The organism is Candidatus Nanosynbacter sp. TM7-087, from assembly GCF_022828365.1.
Taxonomy (GTDB): domain Bacteria; phylum Patescibacteriota; class Saccharimonadia; order Saccharimonadales; family Saccharimonadaceae; genus Nanosynbacter.
The window spans coordinates 1-23,990 of record NZ_JAJQJU010000003.1 but is presented as its reverse complement, the minus strand read 5'-3'; the positions used below and the strand labels follow the sequence as shown (position 1 = coordinate 23,990).

Below are 23,990 nucleotides of genomic sequence, written 5' to 3'. Positions count from 1 at the left end.
GCGTATGGTGTATACTTTAGATATGAAACTAACGAAAAAGCAAAAAATAATGTTGGATTTTATCGATGGATTTATAAAGGGCAATGGCTACAGTCCGACGCTTCGGGAAATTATGCGCGCCTTGGGCTATAAATCGGTATCGACGGTAGCAAAACATGTTGATAATTTGGTGGCTGCGGGATTTTTAGAGAAGCAGGATGGCGAAGTTAGGTCTTTGACGCTGAGCAGTGAGAAAAAAGAAGTTTGGTGGCAGAATTTAGCGAAAGAAATTAAGAAGAGAGAAGCCGAGGACGACGAAAAATCACGCTCGGAAGTGGAGATTTTAAAAAAAGCATTAGAAATTGTCCGTCAGTAACTTTACAACTATTCAAAAACTCGCTATAATACAACACATATTCCGGGGTAGCTCAGCGGTAGAGCGGTTGGCTGTTAACCAATAGGCCGCGGGTTCGAACCCCGCCCCCGGAGCCAAATCGAGATTTTGGCATCGTTGATGACGCATTGAAAGGCTCTAACGGATTACAGTTGAGCCTTTTTTCGTTGATTTCAAGGTTCGAAAATAATAGTTTCAAAATCTTGTTCTTTTGCTCTGGTTTCGAACTTTCAAATATCCTTCGTGTCTTTGAGGCTAGTCCTAACAGATAGGAACGGTATGCTTCGAAACTTTTATAGTTGTTTGTAAGTTCCATCAACTTGTTATTCTTTTTATTAGTTCCTGCTTCTATCCTAGTCGCCCACAGTATTCTTCTAGACTAGGAGTTAGAACAGTATTTGCAAAAAGCCTATTCTGTTGGTCGACTACGCTTTGGATTACATTTTGAAGCCTAGGCGTTTGAGTAGTCATTATTTCAGAAATTTTACTCAGGCTTTCAGGCTAGGCATAGCCGCTATCTACCCTGGTTGTAGATTTACTCATTTAGAATTAGTTATTACTTTTTCCCGTAATTCTATTAAATATTGTATAATAAATATATGAAAAGTGAGCAGGAATTACCTGAGTATCTTACCTTGCAAGAAGTGAGTCGGATGTTAAAAGTTCATCCAAATACGCTTAGGGTGTGGGATAAGAATGGCGCCTTACAAGCAGTCAGAATTGGAGTAAAACGTATCAGACGATATCGCAAATCAGATGTTGATGACTTTATCCGTAAATCATCTAACTAAAGAAAGAATAAGTAATGAAAACAAACGAAAGTAATGGCAAGAAAACGACTTTTATTGACCTCTTTGCTGGCATTGGCGGTTTTCATTTTGCGTTAAGCAAACAAGGAGCCGAATGTGTGTACGTTTCCGAATGGGACAATGAATGCAGAAAGGTTTACGAAGATAACTTTAAGAGTACATCGCCAGATATCTTTAAACTTGAGCCATCCTCTTCTGGTAAGGCATCATTCGACCAACCACTATTCGCTGGCGATATCACTAAGGTCGACCCAAAAACTATTCCCAACCACGATGTATTGTGTGGCGGTTTCCCTTGTCAACCTTTTTCTATTTCTGGTAAACAGCGTGGCTTTGCCGATACACGAGGAACCTTATTCTTCAACGTCTTAGAAATAACCAAGGCTAAACAGCCGAAGGTTATATTCCTTGAAAACGTTAAGCATTTAAAATATCACGATGGCGGAAGGACACTCAAGGTAATTCTTCAAGAGTTGAACAATATTGGCTATAAGACATCTTGGAAAATCCTAAATGCTAAGGATTTCGGAACCGCCCAAAACCGTGAACGAATTATTATCATTGCAAATAAAGAGAAAGAGTTTGATTTTTCGAAACTGGAAACAAAGGAGTCGAAGTTAATCAAAGATATTCTCGATAAAAATGGCAATTTTGAAATTCTTGACCCTAAAGATTACACTATTATTCCGAAGGAATTGTGGAAGAAACAGGAGTCGGGTTTAATATTCTGCGGATATCGCAATAAATCTATAAGGAAGGCTGGTGTTAGACCAAATACTGAGCATCTTTCTAGGGTACATAAGCAACCGAACCGCATATACTACATAGAAGGAACTCATCCAACGTTACCATCTCAAGAAACTACTGGAAGATTTTGGATTTATGATGGCAAAATCGTCAGAAAATTGACAGTTGATGAGTGTTATAAACTTCAAGGTTTTCCAAAGAGTTTTAAGAAAAGTAAGAATACGACCTCTTGCTACAAGCAAATTGGCAACTCTGTCGCAATCCCAATGATTGAGGCGGTTTATAAACAAATTAAGGAGCAGTATAACTTATGACAGACGTAGATATTAAAAATAAATTAAATACCTATTACAATGAGGCATCAAAAAATAAATCAATCTACTTTCAACCAAAAATCCAAAACTATCTTGATTACGTCTTAGAAAGAATCAACGTGAATAAGGGTGTTTATACCGTCTTGATAACGTTGGCTTTTTATAAAACACTAAATCCAGCCCAAGATATCCGTTATCATAAAATCGATTTACCAGGCGGTTTTTCTGGAAGAAGTTTCGACACGAAATATATCACTCCATTCCTTAAAGAGAAAAACCTTCCTTCAATGGCTGAGAGTGGTTGGCTTACTAGGAGCCTGGAGCAAGATTACCCATATGATTTTAATTTCAACGGTAAAATTACCCCTGAAGTCCTTAAAACATCTTTCCTAGAAATAGTACATGAAATACAGAAAGGAAAGCAAAATGCTGAAAATGTGTTAATTGAACTACTAAGGGGTGGTATTAAATACCGTGAAGACAATAAAGTGGAAATTGCGAAGATTTCGTCAGACGATGTATCTATCTCAGAAATCATCCATATGTTGGAAAGACACTTTACTACAAATTACGGAACTCACGGCGGTTCAAAGTTGCCCGTGTTGGCTTTTTACGCTATTTACTCAATCTTAGTCCCAGAGATGGGTCGATACAGAGGATGTATATTGTTGCCCCTCGGAAGCCATACGGCATCAGATAGAACGTCTAGGAGTGCTGGTGATATAGAAGTGAAAAAAGACAATCACATTTTCGAGGCGGTCGAGGTCAAACTTGATAAGCCAATAACCCCACAGATTGTAAGAGTTGCGTATGAAAAGATTAATAAATTTGGGGTTGAGCGTTATTACATCCTGTCTGGCAAAGAGCAAAACCCTGGCGATGTATCTGAGAATAATCAGTTGGTATTTGAGATTGAGCAAGAACACGGATGCCAAGTCATCATCAATGGTCTATACCAATCCTTGAAATATTACTTGAGGCTCATTTCCAACCCTAAAGATTTCCTGAATAAATACGTTGAACTGGTTGAGAGTGATACTGAATTGCAAACAGAGCATAAGGTCGCTCTAAAGATGTTGATGGATAAGTATTTCTAGGTGATACCCACTTTGTATCCACATCATACCACTGCATCGTTTCATCACTTTATCTGCTACCTTAGTGTCGGTTTTTGATTGCTCGACATAGTTATATGACATTCTCTGGATTACCGTAAACTCGCCAGTGTCCAATAGGTCAAAGTCGGCTTCTTCCATAAAAGAAAAGTGTTTCGTCCAATAAGCCATTTCGCTTTTCGTGTTTTTATCGATGAGATTATCCATTAATATTCCTTTCTTGTTGATATAAAATAACCTTAACTTCCTCGAGTCTTTTTATGTCATAGGAAAACAAGGCGATTCGAAATATGCCCGCCAAGGGGAGCCAAATCGAATTTTAAGACTTCAACAAATATAGTTGAGGTCTTTTTTATTGTTTTTGCGGTTATACATTTCTAATAACGCGGAATAGGTGAGATAATAATGACTATGAATAATACTTATTGCGATGGTATGTGGGCTAGATTTCTTTCTAGTCAATGTTTACGGGATGATTTTAAGAGTAGCCCAAAGAGTAATGACTTAAAGGACATTTTTAACTTTGCTAGTAGTTTAGTTGAGAATGTTGAAGATTTTGAGCAGCGATTTCCAGTGATTACGCATATTGATCTTTATGGACATACCGCTATAGACGGCTACTCATATATTCGTCTGGTAAAGAATGAATTGCCAGAGATACGAAAGTTGGCGGAAGAGGGACGAGAGGCTGACATTGTTAAGCAGATAGATGATTTGATGAGGTTTATAGAGCTGGGCGTTAATAACGTAGACGGCGATGCGATTTTATTGATTTTTGATGGTATGTAGGCATTCTGAGATATTTGCAGACGTCTTAAAGCATTTTTACAGAACGCTTGTTTATAGTGGTTTGCATGAGAGCAATAACCACACCCCAACCATTAGCTAGGTCGCGACTTATTACGTCCGATTCTAGCCCATCGCCGTTTCGGGCGATAGTTAATCCATCCGTCGATATAGTCGTGCCGGTGCTGAATGAGGAGAAAATTCTTCAAAGCAGCATTGAAACGCTTGACGAATACATGATGGAAAATTTGCCATATCGTTATCAGATAACAATTGCAGATAATGGCAGTCAAGATAATACCTTGAAAATAGCGAAAAACTTGGCACAAAATCATCAATCAGTTCGTGTCGTAAGGCTGGCTGAACGCGGTCGTGGACGAGCGTTGAAACAGGTCTGGCAAAGCAGTCAGGCGGATATCCTGACATATATGGATGTTGATTTATCCACTAGCTTGGACGATTTTCTGCCGATGATTCAGCCGCTTGTGGCGGGCGAAGCAGGCGTGGCAATTGGCTCTCGATTGATGAAAGAGTCAAAAACTAGCCGCGGTTTTAAGCGGGAGTTTATTTCACGGTGTTATAACAAGATTATCAAATTGACGTCACGAACCAAATTTAGCGATGCGCAGTGCGGATTTAAGGCAATTCGCCGTGATGTAGCGAAGAGATTTTTGCCAAAAATTAAGGACAATGAGTGGTTCTTTGATACCGAACTTTTGATTAAAACGGAGCGCGCGGGCGTGCCGATTCATGAGCAACCCGTTACTTGGATTGAAGATACTGATAGTCGTGTGAAGATTGTAAAAACTGCGGTCGATGATTTAAAAGGGCTTCATCGAGTTAATAAAGAATTGGACAATCGTTCGTGGTTTGAGAAAATGACTCTTCCGATTCTGTTAATTACGACGGGCGCGTTGTATATGTTTGGCGCGATGCATAATGGCATGGCAAATAGTTATTACGCGGCGGCGGTGCAGGCAGCAAGCCAAAACTGGACGGCGTGGCTGTTTGGCAGTTTGGACGCGGCGAATTATGTTTCAATCGACAAGCCTCCGCTAGCGACGATGATAATGGGACTTAGCGCTAGGCTACTTGGATTTTCCAGCTTTTCAATGCTTTTACCTAGCGTGCTAGCTGGCGTAGGTTCGGTCTGGCTATTATATTCGGCAGTGAAACGGCAATTCGGCTTTGCTAGTGCGATAATTTCCGCAGTTACACTAATGTTAACTCCTGTTGCAGCGTTGATGTTCGGATTTAATAATCCAGACGCTATTCTGACGTTTATGCTCACCGCCAGCGGCTACGCATTCCTTAGATCGTTAGAAGGTGAGCGTCCACTTCTGTGGCTTGGTTTGGCGGGGTTATTTACAGGTCTGGCGTTTAATACAAAAATGCTACAAGGTTTAATGGTTTTGCCTGCGATGGTGATTGTCTATCTGGCGTTCGCTAAGCCACCAATTGTTACGCGATTTCTACATTTGATGTTTGCGGGCGTGATTACGACGGTGTCGACTTTATGGTGGAGCGTGCTTGTTTGGCTGACGCCGTCTGGTAATCGACCGTGGGTTGGTAGTACGAATGACAATAGTATTTGGAGTTTGATTTTTGGCTATAACGGTTTTGGTCGGCTATTAGGAAACCACGGCGGCGGAGGTGGCGGAACTCCTCCGAGTGGAGGAATGGCAATAGTAAGCCCTGGCGGAATGGGTGGCGCTCCCAGTGGTGGTCACGGTCCTGGAGGTACTGGATTTGGTGGACAAACGGGAATATTTAGGATATTCAATAACGATTTTGGGCCGAACATTGCATGGCTACTGGTGTTAGCCTTGGCAAGTGGCGGACTACTCTTGTGGATTTTACGCAAAACTCCGCGGACTAATCGCGGACGAGCGGCGGTGATATTCTGGATACTTTGGCTGATCGTTCATATCGTAATATTTAGCATGACTAGCGGCGTGATTCACCCGTACTACGTGGTGGTTATGGCACCGGCTGTGGCAGCTTTGGTTGGAATTGGTGTGCCGTTTCTGTGGGGTGCGTACGTCAGGCGAAAGTCGTATGCTTGGATTTTGCCGATGTTGGTTGGCGTGACGGCGGTGATTGCGATAATCATTCTTAGCTACGCTGGTACGATGACTTGGCTAATGTGGACGGTTGGTATTCTGGGGGTTATCGGTATGATTGGACTATTGGTCAATCTATATGTACCGAAACGTTGGCTTCAGAACTTGGCGATTATTACCTCTGTGGCTGCGTGTATGACCGCTCCAGTTGTCTACACGCTGTCTACTGTCAATGTTACGCACACAGGCAGTATTCCGACAGCAGGCCCGAGTTCAACGGCGATGCAGGGAAGTAATAATGAAAAATCTCAGGCAGACAGCGCGTTAGTTCAGTACCTTTTACAAAACCAAAATGGCGCTACTTGGTTAGTGGCGGTGGACAGCGCAAATGAATCTGCGGCAATCCAGCTAACCAGTGGCCAACCCGTCATGGCAATTGGTGGATTTAATGGTAGTGATACGCCATTGACTCTTGATCAATTTAAGCAATTAGTGGCTTCGGGAAAATTGAGATATTACGCAGCCAGCTCGCGCGGTCACGGTAGCGGTGGTCCTGGTGGCGGTAATAACGAAATCACAAATTGGATAAAACAAAACGGTAAAGTCATTAATTATGGAGGTAGCGATGTAACATTATACGAATTGTCTGCATAGAAAGTAATTTGAACAAAGGAGAATTATTATGACAAGATTAAATCAAGAAACTCAAACAACGCCAGAAAACGTTTTTAATAATTCAGGAGGAAGTTCGGGCGAAAAGCATTCCATTGGCGTCGGTGCGGCAATAGGAATAGCGATAGGTGGAGTAGTACTATGTGGGCTAGGATTTGTGGCTGGAATGCAAGTTGGCGGCTCCAGCGGAAGTCAAATGACTAGTCAGGCTGGCGGTCCTCCAGGCATGAGTCAGAGCCAAGGTGGTCCGGGCGGTTCTAGGCAACAATCTGGCGCAAATGGCACTTCAAATCAGACTCAATCCAACCAGTCGGGACAATTAGGTCCATCTTCATCGCAGCAAGCACCGTCGTCTCAAAACGGTACGACAAATACACCACCGTCAGACGTCTCGCAATCTGGCTCAACATCTCAATCAACTTCTCAATCCTCTCAACAATAAAAACCTAGTCTTTAATAAAAAATTACCACCTCATCACGGGGTGGTAATTTTATGTAGCCTCTGGTTAGCGTAGAATGAATAGTCCTGCGGCAACTAATGCTAGGGTGGCGATAACACCTAAGAAGGCATTAAATCCTGTGTTTGCGAGTAGTCCGCTTACAGCACTCTGAGGCTTATTAGCTGGATTATGAGCGGCAGCTGACGGATTTCCAGGCTGTGGTTGTGGCTGTGGTTGTGGTTGTGGTTGACCCGCCCTAGGGATTGCTGATGTGTCGATAGCTAGAGTGCCACTAAATGTAGCTGAAGCTGTTCCGAGTGTTACGCTTCTGGTCCAAGGGGCATTCAGGATAGGGGATGCTCCGCTGGCTGGCAGTGACAGCAATTGAATATTTCCAGGAGTTGCCGTGCTGTTAATAACGTCTGCTGAGTTGGTTATGGAAACTACGTTTCCTGCCAAATCCTTCAGCGGTGAAGCGAATGATTTGTCGTTAGGCTTAACACTAACTCGCTGATTTTCAAGACGTAGGGAAGTTAGGGATGTTAATCCAGCTAGCGGACTTATATCGGCGAAGCAGTTATTTCTTAAGGATAGAATTTTTAGAGAAGTTAGACCAGATAGTGGGCTTAGGTCTGAGATATAGTTGTTGTTTAACAACAAGTTCTGAAGATTCTTAGCAGCTTCTATTCCGGTTAGGTCGTAAATGTTTGAGTAACTTAGGTTAAGATCTGTAAATTTTTCCAACTCCATGTCAGTAATTTTTTGATCGTCTTTACGATTAGTGCTAAGCGCTATTGACAGTTTTTCATTAAGCAACTTGCGCAAATTGTTATCTGGCATGTTGACTTCCTTAGCTGTTCGCCTTTTGTACACGCGGACGTAGTCGACTGACATAGTTGCCGGGAAATCGTTCGCAGCGCCTACTGAATTGTGCGCATCGTTCCACGGAGCGTCAATGTAGTTACCGCCAATGGCTAAGTTAAGTCGCAAGAAGAAGTCTTGATCAAATGGTCCATTTGGATTTCCTGTGGAGTTTGAATTCTTAAATTCGGTAATTGTATGGTGTAGCTCTCCGTCAATGAAGTATTCAAGTTTGCCTTCAGTCCATTTTACGCCGTATGTGTGCCACTCTGTAGTATCATTGGTGTCGAACTTGGTTGATGGAATAACACCTTGGCGGCTTCTGTGACCTCCGGGTTGACCGGCTGGTGTATTTTTATCTCGCCAGTGTGCGTCAGAAGCAGCAAATTTGTAGTTAGAGCCTTTTGCTTCTACGATGTCGATCTCACCGCTGTTAGGCCATTCTCCATACTGCTTATCAGAAGGACTCATCCAGAAGCCGGGCCAAGTACTCTTATTCTTTGGCATTTTTATGCGAGCTTCAATATAGCCATATTTAAAGCTTGCTTTACCTTTTGTTTGTACGAAGCCAGAAGTAAAGTCTCCAGTTTTGGTGTTACCTGTACAGGTCTTTCCTGGTTTATATAAACCAACCAAATTCAGGCTGCCGCCGCTGACATTTACGTTTTCTTCTTCAGACGTGTAGCAGTTTTGGACTTGCTGGTTTTCATCCTTCCAGCCGCCAGTGTAGTAACTCCAGAGGTTTGTATTTAATGATGTGCCGTTAAATTCATCACTGTGCTGTGAGTCTAATATATAGTTATCAGTATCTGTTGGCGGGTAAGGGCTTCCCACACCTTTGGCGTTGTCCATTGGCAGAGTAAATAATGCCCCACCAACAACGACACCGACAGCCATTACCGCAGTTACTATTTTAACTTTTGTATTTAAAAAACGTCTTTTTATTAACATTTTTTGTTTTCTCCCAAATATTTTTTTATCCATCGCTAGTGTAACAATAAGCGGAATAAAAGTAAAGAATATTATGTAGTTATTTTAACAATAGAGCTGTGGAAACGCTGAATACTGAGGTTTTAAGCTGAAATAAAAAATTGCCATCCCGTAGTGAGATGACAATTTTTCTATAAACACTTAAGTCGAATTAGCGATTAATCGTTAGGTTTATTGACTTTAGAGATTTGATGTCAGAAACCGCTCTTAAGTCGAAGACAGAGTTGTTCTTAAGAGATAAAGTCTTAAGGTTTTTAGCCTCCTCTAAGCCTGTTAAATCGTGAATCTTTTCTGCTTCTGATGCGTCGTCAGCTGCATCCAAGTTAAGATCTGTCAATTTTTCAAGCTCTACGTCAGTAATTTTTTGATCGTCTTTACGATTAGTGCCAAGCGCTGTTGACAGTTTTTTATTAAGTTGAGTGCGTAAATTATTATCTGGCACGTTTATTTCCTTAGCTGTTCGCCTTTCGTATACGCGGACGTAATCGATTGACATAGTTGCCGGGAATGACTTTGGATATTTAGCTAGGGCGTTGTAGGCGTTTGACCATTTACTGCCTTTACCGTCGATGTAATCACCGCCAATTGCTAAGTTAAGCCTTAGGAAGAATGGCTGGTCGAATGGACCGTAAGGTGTGTTTGCTGCGTTTGGCTGACCGAATCCGTTGACAGTGTGGAATTTCACGCCGTCAATGTAATACTCCAATTTTCCTTCAGTCCATTTTACGCCGTAAGTGTGCCACTGAGTAGTGTCTTTAAATCCAACTGGTAAATTTCTACCTTGAGCATGTTTTTTATTGCCTGTTGAAAGTCCCCAGTGAGCGTCTGCGGCGGCATAATCTAAGTTAGAACCTTTAGTTTCTACGATGTCAATTTCACCACTGCGAGGCCAACTGCCGTATGTAGGTTTGTCAGGACTCATCCAAAAACCAGGCCAGGTGCTCTTATTATTTGGCATTTTTATGCGAGCCTCGATGTAGCCGTAAGTCCAAGACTTCTTGCCCTTCGTTTCTACGAATCCAGAGGTGAAGTTGCCGCTTTTTTCATTTCCTTTGCAACGCGCGCCAGGCTTGTATAGTCCTACTAAGTTTAGACTGCCGTTTTTAACATTCACATTTTCTTCGCTCCTACTATAGCAGCTTTGGACGTTATTAGCGCTCCATCCGCTGCCGTATATATTCCAAGATTCTTTATCTAACGATGTGCCATTAAACTCATCACGCCAAATAGGTTCTGTGTTCCAATGAGTACTATCATTTAATGGATAATCATCGCTGACGACACCCTTAGCTTGTCCAGTCGGCAAGGTAAGTAGTGATCCACCAATGAATAGTCCAGCGGCTATTACTCCAGTTAATATTTTAACTTTTGTATTTAAAAAGCGTTTTCTTATTAACATACACTCCCCTTAAACTTATGTTAGACACCAATTATAACAACAAGCAGAATAAAAATAAAAGCAAACTTAATCAATTTACAGCAAAATTAAAGTTTTCTTATTTATTATGAGGCTACTATCAACGGAAGAAAGGATTGTTATGAACAAGATTCAATCAAAAGAAGTTAATTTAACAACAAATGAGGCGTTAATTTTACAACAAGTATATGAAGATGGTGGCGACGACGCTACGATTTTAGCTGGGCAGGTCGGGCTGTCGCGTCGAACAGTAATGAATATTTTGGCGGATTTGCGTCGTAAGGGTTTGATGGCGATTGATCAGATATATGGTGATGCTTGGGTGAAGCTGACGGTACGAGGTAAACGTTTGGTTCAGCGAATTTGGCCGGAAGCGCAAATGATAGCGACGTACTAATGGATGTGAAATTATTGAGATATAAAGGTATAATATATACGTGAGAGTTTTACTGATTGAAGATGACGTTACGATTGCTCGACTATTAAAAGAAGGCTTGGAAGATGAAGCCTATGCGGTTGATGTGGCACATGATGGCAGTGAAGGCTATCGAACTGCTACGGCTGACGAATATGATGTCATTATTTTAGACATAATGTTGCCAGGAATGAATGGCTATGAAGTTTGTCGAGCTCTGAGAAATGATGGCAATAAAACACCGATTTTAATGTTGACTGCGCGCGACGCAGAACGTGATATTGTTGAAGGTTTGGATACGGGGGCGGATGATTATTTAGCTAAGCCGTTCAGCTTTGACGTGCTATTGGCTCGTATAAGGGCGTTACTTCGTAGACCGAATGAGAAATTGGAAGAAGTTCTTCAAGTGGGCGATTTGAAACTTGATCCAAGCTCAAAAAAAGTAACGCGAGCCTCGCAAGAAATTAACTTGACCGCTAAGGAATATGGTGTTCTGGAATATTTGATGCGAAATAAAGGTAAGGTTTTATCGAAAGAACAGATTATATCGCACGTTTGGGATTTTGACGCGGACGTATTACCGAATAATGTCGAGTTATTTGTTATGTTTCTGCGCCGAAAAATTGATAAGCCATTTAAGTCGAAATTAATTCACACAGTTTCTGGTTTTGGCTATAAATTAGAGGAAAAATCATGAAACAGCAACGCGTCAAGCGACTAGCGCTGAGCTATTTGGCTGTGATTATGACATTGTCACTGGTGTTTAGCGTGATTATTTATGCCGTTACCTCGACGCAACTTAACCGAGAATTGCCGCCTGATGACCATATTAAGCAATCAGCGGATATCGAAGATCAATTTCATCATCGGCTGGAGCGACGTGACAATGAAACGCGCGAAATGGTGGTGATATCTTTAATTGCGTTAAATGGTGTGATGTTGGTGTTTGGCTATTGGTTGAGTCTAGTGTTGGCACGAAGAACGCTGGCGCCAATTGAGCGGTCAATTGAACAGCAAGCCCAATTTGTGTCTAATGCTAGCCATGAGCTAAGAACTCCGTTGGCAGCGTTGCTTTTGAGTAATGAAATAGCGATGCGTAAGCGTGTGCTGACCGATGAAAAAGCTCGTCAGGTTTTGAGCCAAAACGTTGAGGAAATTAAAAAACTGACTAACCTTAGCAATTCGCTGCTGGATTTGGCGAAGTCGGAAAATGCTTTGAATGATCCAGAGCTAATTGATGTGTCTAATATTATTGGTGAGGTCGTAGATCAATATTCTTCAATTGCAAAAGCGAAGCAGGTTAAAATTTTACAGAACGCTCCAGATGGTCAAAAGGTAACTTTGCAAGTAAATGCGGTTCGTCAAATTTTATCAATTTTGGTGGACAATGCTATTAAGTACGCGCCGCAAAAAGTCGGCGAAGTAAAGATTTTGGCTAGGCTGAATAAAAATTCTGTGGAATTTATAGTTAAAGATAATGGGCCAGGCATTTCGTCAAATGATCAAAAACACATTTTCGAGAGATTTTATCGTGCAGACGCAGCACGGACTCGAACCGACGCGTCGGGCTATGGTTTGGGGCTGGCAATTGCTAAAACCTTGGCAGATCGCTGTGGTTATACTATTCACATCAAAAGCAAGCCGTCAGCTGGCGCGGAATTTATACTAGTCATTCCAAATCAATAACAGATAGAATATGTTACAATTTACGCATGGAAACATTGCCAGATCACGATAAATTATTAACCGACAGAGCCTTGCGGTGTGCGGCGACGGAGCTGAACGTTGATTCATCTGAATTACGGATCACGCCAGTAAGTGGCGGCTTTTCGCTTAATCGCCGAGCGTTAGTGTCGTCTGGTGGTCGAACGATTTTCGTTAAAGAAGTTGATGCTAATTTATTGTCGGATGAGGGCGAGCGGGAACTAGGCTGGCTAAAAAAAGATTATGCAGTGACGCGTTTGTTACAGAAAACTTATCCGCAATATGTTGCTGATTGGACTGAATTGGCTGATGACGGTTACGTGTTGATGACGAGCAGTTACGCTTCGTCAGATGGGTGGTTGTGGCAACCTCCGACGGATAACTCTGTTGCGGAACGTTATATTTCGACGGTGATAACCGCGGTTCGCGAGTTGGAAAAAATAAAATTGCCGCAGGAGCTAATTGAAGAATTGCAGCTACAACCGTTTGTGGCGAGAGAGCTTGGCTTAGATGAAGGGATTGATCAGATTATTGCTGATGCTGATATTCGTCGTCGGTTGATTGATAACTATCAAAAACTATTGCCAAATCAGTTGGAGATTAATAAGCGGCGTTGTCAGGCTATAATTGGGCTGTTAGAAAAGCGCGATGAGTTGATTGATATTTCGGTGCGCGCTAAAGAATTTGCCAAGCAGACGGAAGATTGCTTTAATCATTCGGATGTTCGTAGTGACAATTTGGCATTTAATCCGCAAACTGGCGAGTTGAAGTTGGTTGACTGGAACTGGGCTTCCTATGTACCCCAGGGATCTGGTGCGACAGAATTTCTGGTTGATATGGCGCGCCATGGTCATGACGTAACGCCGTGGCTAGGTGAGTTGAACGTGGAAATGCTGGCGTCATTTGTCGGATTTTTCCTTATACGTAGCCTCAAGCCACCGCTCAAGCCGGGTGATAATCTTCGTCAAATGCAGGCGTTATCAGCGGCTGTTGCCTACGATTTACTGGAGCTTATGTGACGGACTATCATCCGCTAATCATTCTCCGTGGTAATTCTGGTTGCGGCAAAACCAGCACGGCGCGCTTACTCCAGTGTCAACTAGGCGACGGCACGATGTTGGTGTCACAGGATGTGGTGCGCCGGGAAATACTGCGCGTGAAAGATAGCGAAAACAATCCGGCGATTCAGTTGATTTACGATCTATGCATGTATGGCAATAACGTTGGTTATACGGTGATTTTGGAGGGTATTTTGAGCAATAAAAAATACGGCGCGATGCTGCGCCGGCTGCTGGATGATTTTCAGGGTGAAAAACTGATTTATTATTTTGACGTATCGTTTGAGGAAACGGTGCGCCGCCACGCTACCAAGCCAAACGCTCATGAATTTGGCGAATCAGAAATGCGCCAGTGGTGGAAAGATCAAGATGTTTTGAACGTACCAGGCGAGCAGCGAATCGGTGAACAGCTATCTCAGGCAGAAATTGTCGATCTGATTCACCGCGACGTTTTGGTATTATCAGGGGGAGTAAATACTTCCGCATCTCGTATGTAAATAATACAATGTACTTTCATTGACAGACGCTATATATCGCGTGTATATTCAATATTAAGCACTACATATGGTGTTTTAGAAAATAAATAACGTTTTTTGCAACACGTACCCACTGGAGAGGTTGGGCTAGTTTGCTATTTTTATAAACAAGGAGGGGAAATGTATAAATCAATTAAAAAACGCGATGGTCGAACTGCTAAATTTGATCGGAAAAAAATTGAAAAAGCAATTAAAAAGGCAGGACTGGAAACTGGTGAATTTGACGCCGCTCAAGCAGTTGAATTGACCGACAAAGTTTTGGGCGTTTTGGAAACTCGTAACCAAAAGCGTCTACCAAGCGTTGAAGATATTCAGGATATTGTTGAGGATGCGTTGATTGACTCTAAGTTTAAGAAGACTGCAAAGGCGTACATTATTTACCGCGATCAGCATAAAAAATTGCGCGAAATTACCTCTAATGCACACGTTGATTTGATTGATAAATATCTGAAAAATTTGGACTGGAAAGTTAATGAAAACTCTAATATGGGCTACAGCCTTCAGGGTTTGAATAACTATGTTTCAGCGGAGATTACGAAGACTTACTGGCTGGATAAGATTTATACATCGAAGATTGGAAAGGCTCACAAAGAAGGCGACTTGCACATTCACGACCTCAACTTGCTAAGCGTTTACTGTGTTGGTTGGGATTTGACTGACTTATTACAAGAAGGATTTACTGGCGTGGCTGGTAAGGTTGCATCTAAGCCAGCTAAGCATTTCCGATCAGCACTTGGTCAAGTTGTAAACTTCTTTTATACATTACAGGGCGAAGCAGCTGGTGCGCAGGCTTTCTCTGATTTTGACACGCTATTAGCACCGTTTATTCGCGCTGACAAATTGAGCTACGAGGAAGTAAAACAGGCTATTCAAGAATTCGTCTTTAATGTCAACGTGCCGACTCGTGTTGGTTTCCAGACGCCGTTTACCAACATTACACTTGACCTTGAATGTCCAAAACACATGGCAGATAATCCAGTGATTATTGGTGGCGAAATGCAGGACACGACTTATGGCGAATATCAAGAAGAAATGAATATGCTAAACAAGGCGCTGCTGGAGGTTCTTTCTGAGGGCGACGCTAATGGTCGCGTCTTTACGTTCCCAATCCCAACGGTTAATATCACCAAGGATTTCAACTGGGATAATCCAGTGATTGAAAGTTTGTGGGAAGCCAGCGCTAAATACGGCATTCCGTACTTCTCGAACTTCATCAATTCTGACATGGATCCAGAAGATGCGCGCTCGATGTGCTGTCGATTGCGCATTGATAATCGTCAATTGGAATATCGTGGCGGCGGCTTATTTGGCTCAAATCCGATGACCGGCTCGGTTGGCGTGGTAACGATAAACTTACCACGACTGGCGCTAAAATCTAAGAACGAAAAAGAATTCTTTAAGGGGTTGGCTGAACTTATGGATATGGCAAAGGACAGCTTGGAAACCAAGCGTAAAGTTTTGGAGCGATTGACCGACGCTAATTTGTATCCGTACACCAAGTTTTATTTGCGAAACATTAAACAGCGTTTCAATCAATATTGGAAGAACCATTTTTCAACTATTGGTTTGATCGGCACGAACGAGGCGGCGCTTAATTTGCTGGGCGTTGATATTGGCACGGAAAAAGGTAAGGCTTTTGCTGAGAAAACACTTGATTTTATGCGCGATCGTTTGGTGGAGTATCAAAAGGAAACTGGCAATAATTACAACCTTGAGGCAACGCCAGCTGAAGGCACAACTTATCGATTGGCGCAGCTTGATAAAGCCAGCTTCCCGGATCGAGCACATTTTGCTAATGGAATTGGCGCGGAAGTCAAATGTCCGTTCTATACCAACTCTAGCCACTTGCCAGTTAATTACACGGACGATTTGTTTGAATTGATGGATCTTCAGGACAATTTGCAAACCAAGTACACAGGCGGCACAGTGATTCACTTCTTCTTAGGTGAGCGTATGGACGATCCTCAAACTTTGAAAAAATTAGTGAAAACGATTTGTGAAAATTACAAATTGCCATACTTCACGTTCAGCCCAAGCTTCTCAATTTGTAAGAATCACGGCTATATTGTTGGTGAGCATCCAGAATGTCCAAAGTGTGGTGAAGCGACTGAAGTTTACTCACGCGTGGTTGGTTTCTTGCGTCCAGTTTCTCAATGGAATAAGGGCAAGCAAGCGGAATTTGAAATGAGGGAGCATTATGACGATGCCGCCGAACACCAGCGACTTGGCGCCGTCGCGGCAGCTTAAGGTATCAATTGGTGGAATTCAGAAGCTGTCGCTCGTGGATTATCCAGGGTACGTGGCGGCAGCTCTGTTTCTCTCTGGTTGCAATATGCGGTGCGGCTATTGTCATAATCCTGAACTTGTTTTACCTGAACGGTTGGCACCGAGTATTCCAGTTGATGAAGTGATGATATTTCTAAAATCGCGAGTTGGTCGACTGGATGGCGTGGTGATTTCTGGCGGTGAGCCAACGGTAAACGAAGATTTGCCGGAGTTATGTCGGATGATTAAGAAACTTGGTTTTGATATTAAATTGGACACCAACGGCACGCATCCAGATATAGTTCGCGGAATGGTTGGAGAAGGACTGATTGACTTTATTGCGATGGATGTAAAAGGTCCGCTGGAAAAATATGTTGAAATTGCGGCGCGACCGATTGATTTGGAAGCGATCAAGGAGAATGTTCGGTTGATGATTGATTCGGGAATTGATCACGAATTCCGTACGACGATTGTCCGCGAGCAATTGGAAGTTAGCGATTTTGAGAAGATTGGCGAGCTGGTTAAGGGCGCGAAGAGATTTGCCTTGCAACATTTTCGCACTGGCACGACAATTAGTCCAAAGTTTGCGAATTACCACACTTTTACTGATGAAGAATTTAGAGAAGCTCAGAAAATAATGGAAAGGTACGTTGGAGAATGCGTGATTCATTAGAGGTTGAAATTGTGCGCGTCCGTCAGGAAAATCCTGAAGTGAAGACGTTATATTTTGCGCGACCGTTTGACTTTACCGCCGGACAATATATTACGGTTTTTATTGATGGCAGCAGCGTGCGTGAAGGGAAGGCTTATAGCATTTCTTCTACTCCTGACGATGAGCTAATGTCAATTACCGTGAAGAATGTTGGTGGCGAATTTTCTAGCTATTTATGTTCACGGAATGTTGGCGATAAATTACAAACTAGCCACGCTTATGGCGATTTTAATCCGCAAACAGAAAGTCCTTTGGTCGGAATTGCTGCGGGCTGCGGACTTAGTCCAATTTGGAGCGTTATGGCAAGTTCTAGTCAGCCGACGTTTTTATATTTTAGCCAAAAATCGCCAGAATATATGGTTTTTGAAAATGAGCTAGCGGCGTCAAATATTAAAGTGAAGAAGTTTAGTACTCGCCAGCAGATTGAGGAAAAAGATGGTTGGTTTAATGGTCGATTTAATGTGGAAAAAATTGTTCATGAAACGCCAGAAGATGCGCATTTTTTGGTCTGTGGAAGTTTGCCGTTTGTTAGAGATGTTTGGCAAAAATTATCCGCCGCCGGTGTGAATGAATTGAAAATTTCAACGGAGACATTTTTTGAGCAATGATTGGGGTGACGACTACAGTAGAATTATCATCGACAGTAATTGACGGTGATGATTTTGATGTGTTTTTGTCGCTGAGAGATGGCAATATTAGCGAGGATTTTTCGTCTAGTGTTGGTGAAGAAGTGACTGATGGTGTAGGTCGGTTTGATTTGGTGGCGGTAGCTAGCGGTGAAGCAGAGTTACCTTCTACCGAGAAAGTATCAGCGTCAATTGGTCAAACGGCATGTGCGACATGTGTTGGCTGCTCATTTCTTAGTCAGTGCGTAAAACCTCAGGCGTTAGTCATGAAACAGGAGTCGGAAAGACAGGAGAATGTATCTGATGATATGAATTCTGCGGATGAAGAGGCGATTCCTAATTTGTTGGAAATGACACCAAAACAAAGCTATTTGGATAGACTATTGGCTCCAGATGATTTCGATAGTCTGGATGAAAATGGACGCGGAGAATTGGTGTTGGCGGGATATTCAGAGTCTACCGATTATCAAGAGCCTATTATTAAAAAAGCACCTGAGCCAGTGGTATCAGAGGCTAAGCCCATAGATTTGACAACTAAAACAAATAAGTCAACTGAGAAACTTATACCGCAGGAACGAGAAGATAAAACTTCGACTAACCAGGCGGTTGAAGCTTCGGGCGAGGATGTGGGCATTGAGAAGATAGGGGCGGTCAGCCCTTCGGTGGAGATGAAGCCGCACATTATTGATTCTATTTCTGACGCAGTGCATAATGACAGCAAGAAGCCGGCACCAGAGTCCTTAGATGCGCCGACAAAGACGGAAAATGCGCCGGTATCGGTAGTGATAGATAAGAACACCCAAACCGTTGATGATAATAGCAATTCGCTGGAACATGAAACTGTTTACCCTGCGGCTAGCGATAATAAGATTGCTGCTAAGGCTGTAGAGTCTGAGCCGAGCCGAGAAGCAGAAAATGATGAAAGTGCTTTTACATCAATTTCCGAGCAGCAGCACTTGGCGGCACAATTTGATGCAGTAGGGGCGAATAAATCTGCGATTACGGTACCAATTGACAATTCTGGTACGAAAGCACCAGTATACATTCAATCTAACGAGATTAATATAGATGCGACGCCGGATTATAATAATTCTGTCGAATCGACTGACATTGTTGATAATGAGCGGCTGGTTGATACCGCAATAGTTGATGAAGCTAAGGTTGATCCTCCAAACGAGGAGATTGACATATTGGCGGCGGATCAAATTTTCACTGATACACAGGTCTTGTCAATTGAGCAACTTGACTATAGTGGTACGGCGATAGAGCGTAGTCATGGTAAGGATAATGATTTTTGGGCTGAAGAAGATGCGGTTTTCTTTATCGAACGGCAGGAGTCCCCAGTAGTAGAGTCGGAAGCGTCTTCTGCTGAAGCAATGACGATTGCACTGCCGGTAGAAACGATTACAGTGCGTGAAGAAACTGATGACTCTGAGTCAGTGGAACAAGTAATTATTTCCACCTCACCGATTATTGAGCCAACACTTGATGTTGAGTCGGACGAGGTGGCAACGAAAATTCCAGAGGAATGTCTCGTGCTTCGTGAGGAGTTTGTGAAAATATCGGAAAAAAGCGATTTGCTGCGCAGTGATGATGAAATTGAAAGTGTAATTATGGATGTTAGTGACATAAAATCAGGCATCAACTTGTCCGGAGAGCGAGCAGAACTTAACGATATTCTGGATGATTGTGTCTATAATGGCGAAGAAAGTGTCGCGAATGGTGATGGTTTGCTGATGAATACCCATCCATCATCTGGTTTATGGTCAGACGATAGTCCGCTAAATCCAGAAGAGGGGTTGGTGACAATGACTCAATCGGCTGCGGATGACTCATCATTGGTATCGCGGCTGGTTGGTGTGTTGGTGGTGGCGATGTGTGTGGCGCGCGGCCGACAAGCTAGAGCGATTCCGAATAGCTGATGATCTTTGCGTGGTGTAAGCGATAAATAGGGCTGCGCGAAATGATAGCGCGAAGATTGGCAGCTGATGAATAGTTAAAGCCTGATATAATGAAACTATGAAAGTGCTCGACAAGCCGAAAATTGATCGTCCCCGTGAGAAGTTGGCACGTTACGGTACGGCGCGGCTGAGCGACTTGGAGCTGTTGATGGCGATTATTGGCAGCGGTAATGCTCGGGCTGATGTCGGCAAGATTGCGCGCGAGGTGTTGAAAATTTTGCGTCAAAAGGGCGGTGATGTTTCGTATGATGATCTGCGTAGCGTGGTTGGCTTGGGTGAAGCGAAAATCTCGGTGATTTTGGCGAGTTTGGAACTGGCGCGGCGGTGCTTGCTGGACAGCGACCAGCCAATCATCTACAGTCCAGAAAAGGCGGTCGAGCTACTGGCTGACATTCGCGACAAAAAGCAGGAATATTTTGTTTGCCTGACACTGGACGGTGCGAATCGTTTGATTGTCAAGCGGGTGGTGACTATCGGTACGTTGACGGCCAGTCTGGTACACCCGCGCGAGGTTTTCGCCGACGCCATCGCCGATCGTGCCGCCAGCATCATCGTGGCACATAATCATCCGAGCGGGAGTTTGGAGGCGAGTCAAGCAGACCGGGAAGTAACGCACCGTTTACGCTAGGCGGGTGAACTGTTAGGAATTAGTTTGGTTGACCATATTATATTGACAAAGCATTCGTACAAGTCAATTACATAAAATTACGTATATTTCCCCGTAGGATACATATTGACAAGAAATGTATCCTACGGGTATACTGTTTATAGTATGAGGGTATTTCTGTCGAATCAGGGGAACTTGCGCAATATACAAACCTTTTTGCGGTCTATTGATTGGTCTAAACCTAAAGAGCTAGAAATTGCGACGCACGATAAATGGATAACAGTTCACCCGGCTAACCTTGCCTTGGTGGCTGCTTTGGCCATGCAAGTTGGTAAGAATAAAACGAAAATTATTGGTACAGTCCCAGCTACCGGTATTTATCTTGATAGAATGGGGCTTTACAGCTTAGCAAGCACAGTATCGCCATTTATATATCAAGAAAAAGAAGCAGCTGGGCGATTTGTGCCGCTAACTGTCATAAAAACACCCGAAGACCAATCTTATTTTATCGCCGAAATGATACCATTGCTGCACCTGCCGGAAAAGGACGCGATGGTTATCAAATATATTATTGGCGAACTGGTGCGCAATGTTTTAGAGCATGCTAACGCGAAGTGCGGCGCTATCGTTGCCGCGCAATACTATAAAAAAACGAATAAAGTCAGTATCGCCATCTGTGATACCGGTATAGGAATCTGGAAAAGCATGAACGAGACGTGGCATCCAAAAGATGATCTGGAAGCGGTACGGTACAGTCTTACTCCGGGCATAACAGGAACAACTTCGCGAGAGGGTGGTACGAGTGAAAATGCTGGTGCCGGATTGTTTTTTATTAAATCAATTGCCAAGATTACCCGCAGTTATTTTACGATATACAGCGGCAAGGCAGAATATACGCTGCTGAAAAATAGGACCGACCAAAAATCGATTACATTATACGCCGACCCGTTTCGCGACAATAGTAGGCGGACTAATGATTTGGGAGATTTTCACGGCACGCTAGTTGCTGTAGACATCGCGCTGGATAACACACCAGAGTTTAAAGCAATCATGTCTCATATTGGCAGCGTATACGGCGAAGCGATTCGTGAACGAAAGAGAATAAAATACAGGAGGCCAAATTTTATATGATCATCCATTTACAGCCAGTTGTCGGCTCGTTTGCTGAGAATAAAGAAAAGGCTAAGGAGCTGCGTGTAAACAAAATTATGCCAACCCTAGCTCAGCGAAAAAAAGTCACATTAGATTTCAAAGGCGTTGATGGTGCAACCCAGTCGTTTATTCACGCTCTCATCAGCGATCCAATCCGCAAGTATGGCGACAAAGCCTACGATAAGTTGTACTATAAAAATATCAACGAAGATGTGAAAGAAATCGTATCTACGGTCTACCGATACATGCAAGAAAGCCTAGACGGTGGGAGCGGCGAATAAAATGAACGGCTATAACGACAATATACATCAACAACAAATTGACAAGCTGGTACAGCTCTTCCCCGAGGTGGTCACCGAAGGTAAGATTGACTGGCAGAAACTCCAGTCGACACTGGGCGAGGCGGTTGATTTGGGTGAGCGCTATGGGCTTGGCTGGAAGGGTAAGAGCGACGTCTTTGCTGCCATCCAGGAGAAGACTGTCCAGACGCTCCACCTCGACCGGGCGAATTCCGTCGATTGGGATACGACGGGCAATATGTTTATCGAGGGCGACAACCTGGCGACGCTGAAGATTTTGCACAAGGCGTATTATGGCAAGGTTAAGATGATCTATATCGACCCGCCTTACAATACCGGCAATGATTTCATTTACAATGATGACTTCAAGCAGACACGCCGTAGCTATGAGGAGGAAGCGGGTATTACTGATGATGAGGGTAATGTTGTGCGTGACGATGGCTTGCGTACCAATACCGGCGGACACAAGCACAGCAACTGGCTGAACATGATGTATCCACGCCTCTTCCTGGCACGTAACCTGCTCCGCCAAGACGGCGTCATCTTCGTCTCGATCGACGACAACGAAGTCCACAATCTCCGACTGATGATGAATGAGATATTCGGGGAGGAGAATTTTGTAGCAGAGATAGCAGTTGTTGGCAATCCTAGGGGTAGAGACTATGGCGGCGTGGCGCTGATGCATGAATATATGCTCGTGTATCAAAGGTCGTATCTTAATGAGATCAATAGCCTGACGGAAGAAGGCAAAAAATTTCCTTATAGTGATGAAAACGGCGGGTTTGAAGTTAGAGAACTTAGAAATAGAAACATTGCCTTTAATAAGATAAATCGTCCAAATCTCTACTACCCCTTTTTTGTAGATCCTACGAAAAAGGATAAAAATGATTTGTTCGCTATATCACTTGAGAAACATGACGGCTATGCAGTAGAAGTTTTTCCAAAGGAATCTCAAGGTTTTTATACTGTATGGCGATGGGGAAAAGAAAAAGCTAAAAAGTTTCTCAATAAAGAAATTAAGGCAAAAGCTATGCAAGATGGCGGTTATCAAATAATTGAAAAATATAGAAAAACTACAAGAATGGCAAGAAGCGTCTGGAGTGATAAGTAAGTTAATACTGAGAAAGGTACTCTTGCTGTCAAATCGATATTTGAAGGCAAGAAGTTTTTTAATTTCCCCAAACCAATAGGACTTATCAAAAGGGCTATAGAAATGGGAACGACGAACGACGATATCATCCTTGATTTCTTCTCCGGCTCTGGCACAACCGCTCATGCCGTTGCCCAGCTTAATGCCGAAGATGGTGGCAACCGTCGTTGGATTTGTGTGCAGCTGCCTGAGCTGACTGACGAGAAGTCGGAGGCGTATAAAGCTGGTTACCACACCATCGCAGACATTGCTCGTGAGCGTATCCGTCGGGCGGGTGCCAAAATCCGGGCTGACCAGGCGGACAGGTTGGCATCTCGTAATGCTCCGCTTGACCTTGGCTTTCGGGCGTATCGGGTGGGTGATAGCAATTTCAAGCAGTGGAACGAGCTGGTTTCCGACCCGGAGGAAATTCGCCAGCAGGCGCTCGCCAATCTCGATCCGCTGGAGGAGGGCACGACCGATGACGACTTGCTAATCGAGCTCCTGCTCAAGCGTGGCATCTCGCCATTGGCGAAGATTGAGCAGTATGATAGCTTCTGTTTCATCCCGCCCGAAAAGCTCGTCATTTGCCTGGCGTACTCCATGACAGAGGAGCTATTTACAGCCATCCTCGCCACTAAACCATCATCCATCATCATCCTCGACCGAGCCTTCGGTGACGACATAAATCTAAAAGTAAACCTACTCCTGCAAGCCGAACGGCAAGGTGTTGAGGTGGAGGTGGTGTGATGAATGCACGAGATTACGGTAAAAGGTTAGAGGAGCTTCAACATCAATCTAAGACAAAAGTTGAGGATATTGAGTCAACTTATAATTCTGTTTTAGAAATCAAGAAAAAAATTGAAGAATACCTAGCTCAAGCCACCGAGCTTAATGAAAAAATCACCGACGAGGAAACAGGTCTTCAGGCAATATTGG

At 43.3% G+C, this 23,990-nt stretch carries 24 protein-coding genes, 1 tRNA gene and 1 pseudogene; 23 read left to right on the top strand and 3 right to left on the bottom strand.

What is annotated here, in order from left to right; all coding sequences use genetic code 11:
• Positions 1-22: 22 nt before the first annotated feature.
• The 5 genes from LRM41_RS03635 to LRM41_RS03615 all read left to right on the top strand — a co-directional run bounded on the left by LRM41_RS03635 (position 23) and on the right by LRM41_RS03615 (position 3,340).
• Positions 23-355, top strand: a complete 333-nt coding sequence (locus LRM41_RS03635) for a LexA family protein (RefSeq protein WP_146424139.1) — start codon at positions 23-25, stop codon at positions 353-355.
• 41 nt (positions 356-396) lie between these two features.
• Positions 397-471, top strand: a tRNA-Asn gene (locus LRM41_RS03630).
• 501 nt (positions 472-972) lie between these two features.
• Positions 973-1,164 (top strand): helix-turn-helix domain-containing protein, encoded by a 192-nt coding sequence (locus LRM41_RS03625; protein WP_243819503.1) that lies wholly within the window; start codon positions 973-975, stop codon positions 1,162-1,164.
• 14 nt (positions 1,165-1,178) lie between these two features.
• A complete protein-coding gene (locus LRM41_RS03620; RefSeq protein WP_243819502.1) occupies positions 1,179-2,243 on the top strand; it encodes a DNA cytosine methyltransferase in 1,065 nt (354 codons plus the stop codon).
• Positions 2,240-3,340, top strand: coding sequence for a restriction endonuclease, SacI family (locus LRM41_RS03615; RefSeq protein WP_243819501.1), 1,101 nt, complete (start codon positions 2,240-2,242; stop codon positions 3,338-3,340). Before LRM41_RS03620 ends, LRM41_RS03615 begins: the two co-directional genes overlap by 4 nt.
• Here LRM41_RS03615 and LRM41_RS03610 read toward each other — a convergent pair.
• Positions 3,311-3,565: a hypothetical protein gene (locus LRM41_RS03610; protein WP_243819500.1), complete on the bottom strand. Its 255-nt coding sequence runs from the start codon at positions 3,563-3,565 to the stop codon at positions 3,311-3,313. The two genes, LRM41_RS03615 and LRM41_RS03610, sit on opposite strands and share 30 nt — an antisense overlap.
• Before the next feature lie 204 nt (positions 3,566-3,769).
• On the opposite strand from LRM41_RS03610, the gene LRM41_RS03605 reads away from it, so the two are divergent.
• The 3 genes from LRM41_RS03605 (at position 3,770) to LRM41_RS03595 (ending at position 7,321) form a co-directional block, all read left to right on the top strand.
• Entirely contained in the window at positions 3,770-4,147 is a 378-nt protein-coding gene (locus LRM41_RS03605) for a hypothetical protein (RefSeq protein WP_243819499.1), read from the top strand.
• Positions 4,148-4,212: 65 nt separating this feature from the next.
• Positions 4,213-6,861, top strand: coding sequence for a mannosyltransferase YkcB-related protein (locus LRM41_RS03600; protein WP_243819498.1), 2,649 nt, complete (start codon positions 4,213-4,215; stop codon positions 6,859-6,861).
• A 28-nt stretch (positions 6,862-6,889) separates the two neighbouring features.
• On the top strand, positions 6,890-7,321 hold the full coding sequence (locus tag LRM41_RS03595; protein WP_243819497.1) for a hypothetical protein: 432 nt from the start codon (positions 6,890-6,892) through the stop codon (positions 7,319-7,321).
• A 64-nt stretch (positions 7,322-7,385) separates the two neighbouring features.
• Here the strand turns inward: LRM41_RS03595 and LRM41_RS03590 are convergent, their stop codons facing one another.
• Together LRM41_RS03590 and LRM41_RS03585 are read right to left on the bottom strand one after the other, a co-directional pair.
• Complete coding sequence (locus LRM41_RS03590) at positions 7,386-9,077, bottom strand: glycoside hydrolase family 16 protein (protein WP_243819496.1); 1,692 nt, start codon at positions 9,075-9,077, stop codon at positions 7,386-7,388.
• A gap of 244 nt (positions 9,078-9,321) precedes the next feature.
• Complete coding sequence (locus LRM41_RS03585; RefSeq protein ID WP_243819495.1) at positions 9,322-10,569, bottom strand: glycoside hydrolase family 16 protein; 1,248 nt, start codon at positions 10,567-10,569, stop codon at positions 9,322-9,324.
• A 139-nt stretch (positions 10,570-10,708) separates the two neighbouring features.
• Between LRM41_RS03585 and LRM41_RS03580 the strand changes: the two genes are divergently transcribed.
• The 15 genes and pseudogenes from LRM41_RS03580 to LRM41_RS03510 form a co-directional block, all read left to right on the top strand.
• A complete protein-coding gene (locus LRM41_RS03580) occupies positions 10,709-10,984 on the top strand; it encodes a MarR family winged helix-turn-helix transcriptional regulator (protein WP_243819494.1) in 276 nt (91 codons plus the stop codon).
• Positions 10,985-11,024: 40 nt separating this feature from the next.
• On the top strand, positions 11,025-11,699 hold the full coding sequence (locus LRM41_RS03575; protein WP_243819493.1) for a response regulator transcription factor: 675 nt from the start codon (positions 11,025-11,027) through the stop codon (positions 11,697-11,699).
• Positions 11,696-12,688: a sensor histidine kinase gene (locus LRM41_RS03570; protein WP_243819492.1), complete on the top strand. Its 993-nt coding sequence runs from the start codon at positions 11,696-11,698 to the stop codon at positions 12,686-12,688. The genes LRM41_RS03575 and LRM41_RS03570 overlap by 4 nt, the downstream gene beginning before the upstream one ends.
• Positions 12,689-12,714: 26 nt before the next feature.
• Positions 12,715-13,725, top strand: coding sequence for a hypothetical protein (locus LRM41_RS03565; RefSeq protein WP_243819491.1), 1,011 nt, complete (start codon positions 12,715-12,717; stop codon positions 13,723-13,725).
• Positions 13,722-14,261 (top strand): kinase, encoded by a 540-nt coding sequence (locus tag LRM41_RS03560; protein WP_243819490.1) that lies wholly within the window; start codon positions 13,722-13,724, stop codon positions 14,259-14,261. The genes LRM41_RS03565 and LRM41_RS03560 overlap by 4 nt, the downstream gene beginning before the upstream one ends.
• Before the next feature lie 159 nt (positions 14,262-14,420).
• Entirely contained in the window at positions 14,421-16,547 is a 2,127-nt protein-coding gene (locus LRM41_RS03555; protein WP_243819489.1) for a ribonucleoside triphosphate reductase, read from the top strand.
• Positions 16,498-17,238, top strand: a complete 741-nt coding sequence (locus LRM41_RS03550) for an anaerobic ribonucleoside-triphosphate reductase activating protein (RefSeq protein WP_243819488.1) — start codon at positions 16,498-16,500, stop codon at positions 17,236-17,238. The genes LRM41_RS03555 and LRM41_RS03550 overlap by 50 nt, the downstream gene beginning before the upstream one ends.
• Entirely contained in the window at positions 17,223-17,885 is a 663-nt protein-coding gene (locus LRM41_RS03545) for a ferredoxin--NADP reductase (RefSeq protein WP_243819487.1), read from the top strand. Before LRM41_RS03550 ends, LRM41_RS03545 begins: the two co-directional genes overlap by 16 nt.
• Positions 17,882-19,825 (top strand): hypothetical protein, encoded by a 1,944-nt coding sequence (locus LRM41_RS03540; protein WP_243819486.1) that lies wholly within the window; start codon positions 17,882-17,884, stop codon positions 19,823-19,825. The genes LRM41_RS03545 and LRM41_RS03540 overlap by 4 nt, the downstream gene beginning before the upstream one ends.
• Positions 19,826-19,922: 97 nt before the next feature.
• Positions 19,923-20,492, top strand: a complete 570-nt coding sequence (locus LRM41_RS03535; protein ID WP_243819485.1) for a JAB domain-containing protein — start codon at positions 19,923-19,925, stop codon at positions 20,490-20,492.
• Between the two features lie 144 nt (positions 20,493-20,636).
• On the top strand, positions 20,637-21,602 hold the full coding sequence (locus LRM41_RS03530) for an ATP-binding protein (protein ID WP_243819484.1): 966 nt from the start codon (positions 20,637-20,639) through the stop codon (positions 21,600-21,602).
• A complete protein-coding gene (locus LRM41_RS03525) occupies positions 21,599-21,904 on the top strand; it encodes an STAS-like domain-containing protein (protein WP_243819483.1) in 306 nt (101 codons plus the stop codon). Before LRM41_RS03530 ends, LRM41_RS03525 begins: the two co-directional genes overlap by 4 nt.
• Entirely contained in the window at positions 21,888-23,033 is a 1,146-nt protein-coding gene (locus tag LRM41_RS03520; protein WP_243819482.1) for a site-specific DNA-methyltransferase, read from the top strand. Before LRM41_RS03525 ends, LRM41_RS03520 begins: the two co-directional genes overlap by 17 nt.
• Before the next feature lie 36 nt (positions 23,034-23,069).
• A complete protein-coding gene (locus LRM41_RS03515) occupies positions 23,070-23,801 on the top strand; it encodes a DNA methyltransferase (protein ID WP_320414632.1) in 732 nt (243 codons plus the stop codon).
• A pseudogene (locus tag LRM41_RS03510) lies at positions 23,801-23,990 on the top strand (hypothetical protein); the annotation flags it as partial. The gene LRM41_RS03515 and the pseudogene LRM41_RS03510, both read left to right, overlap by 1 nt.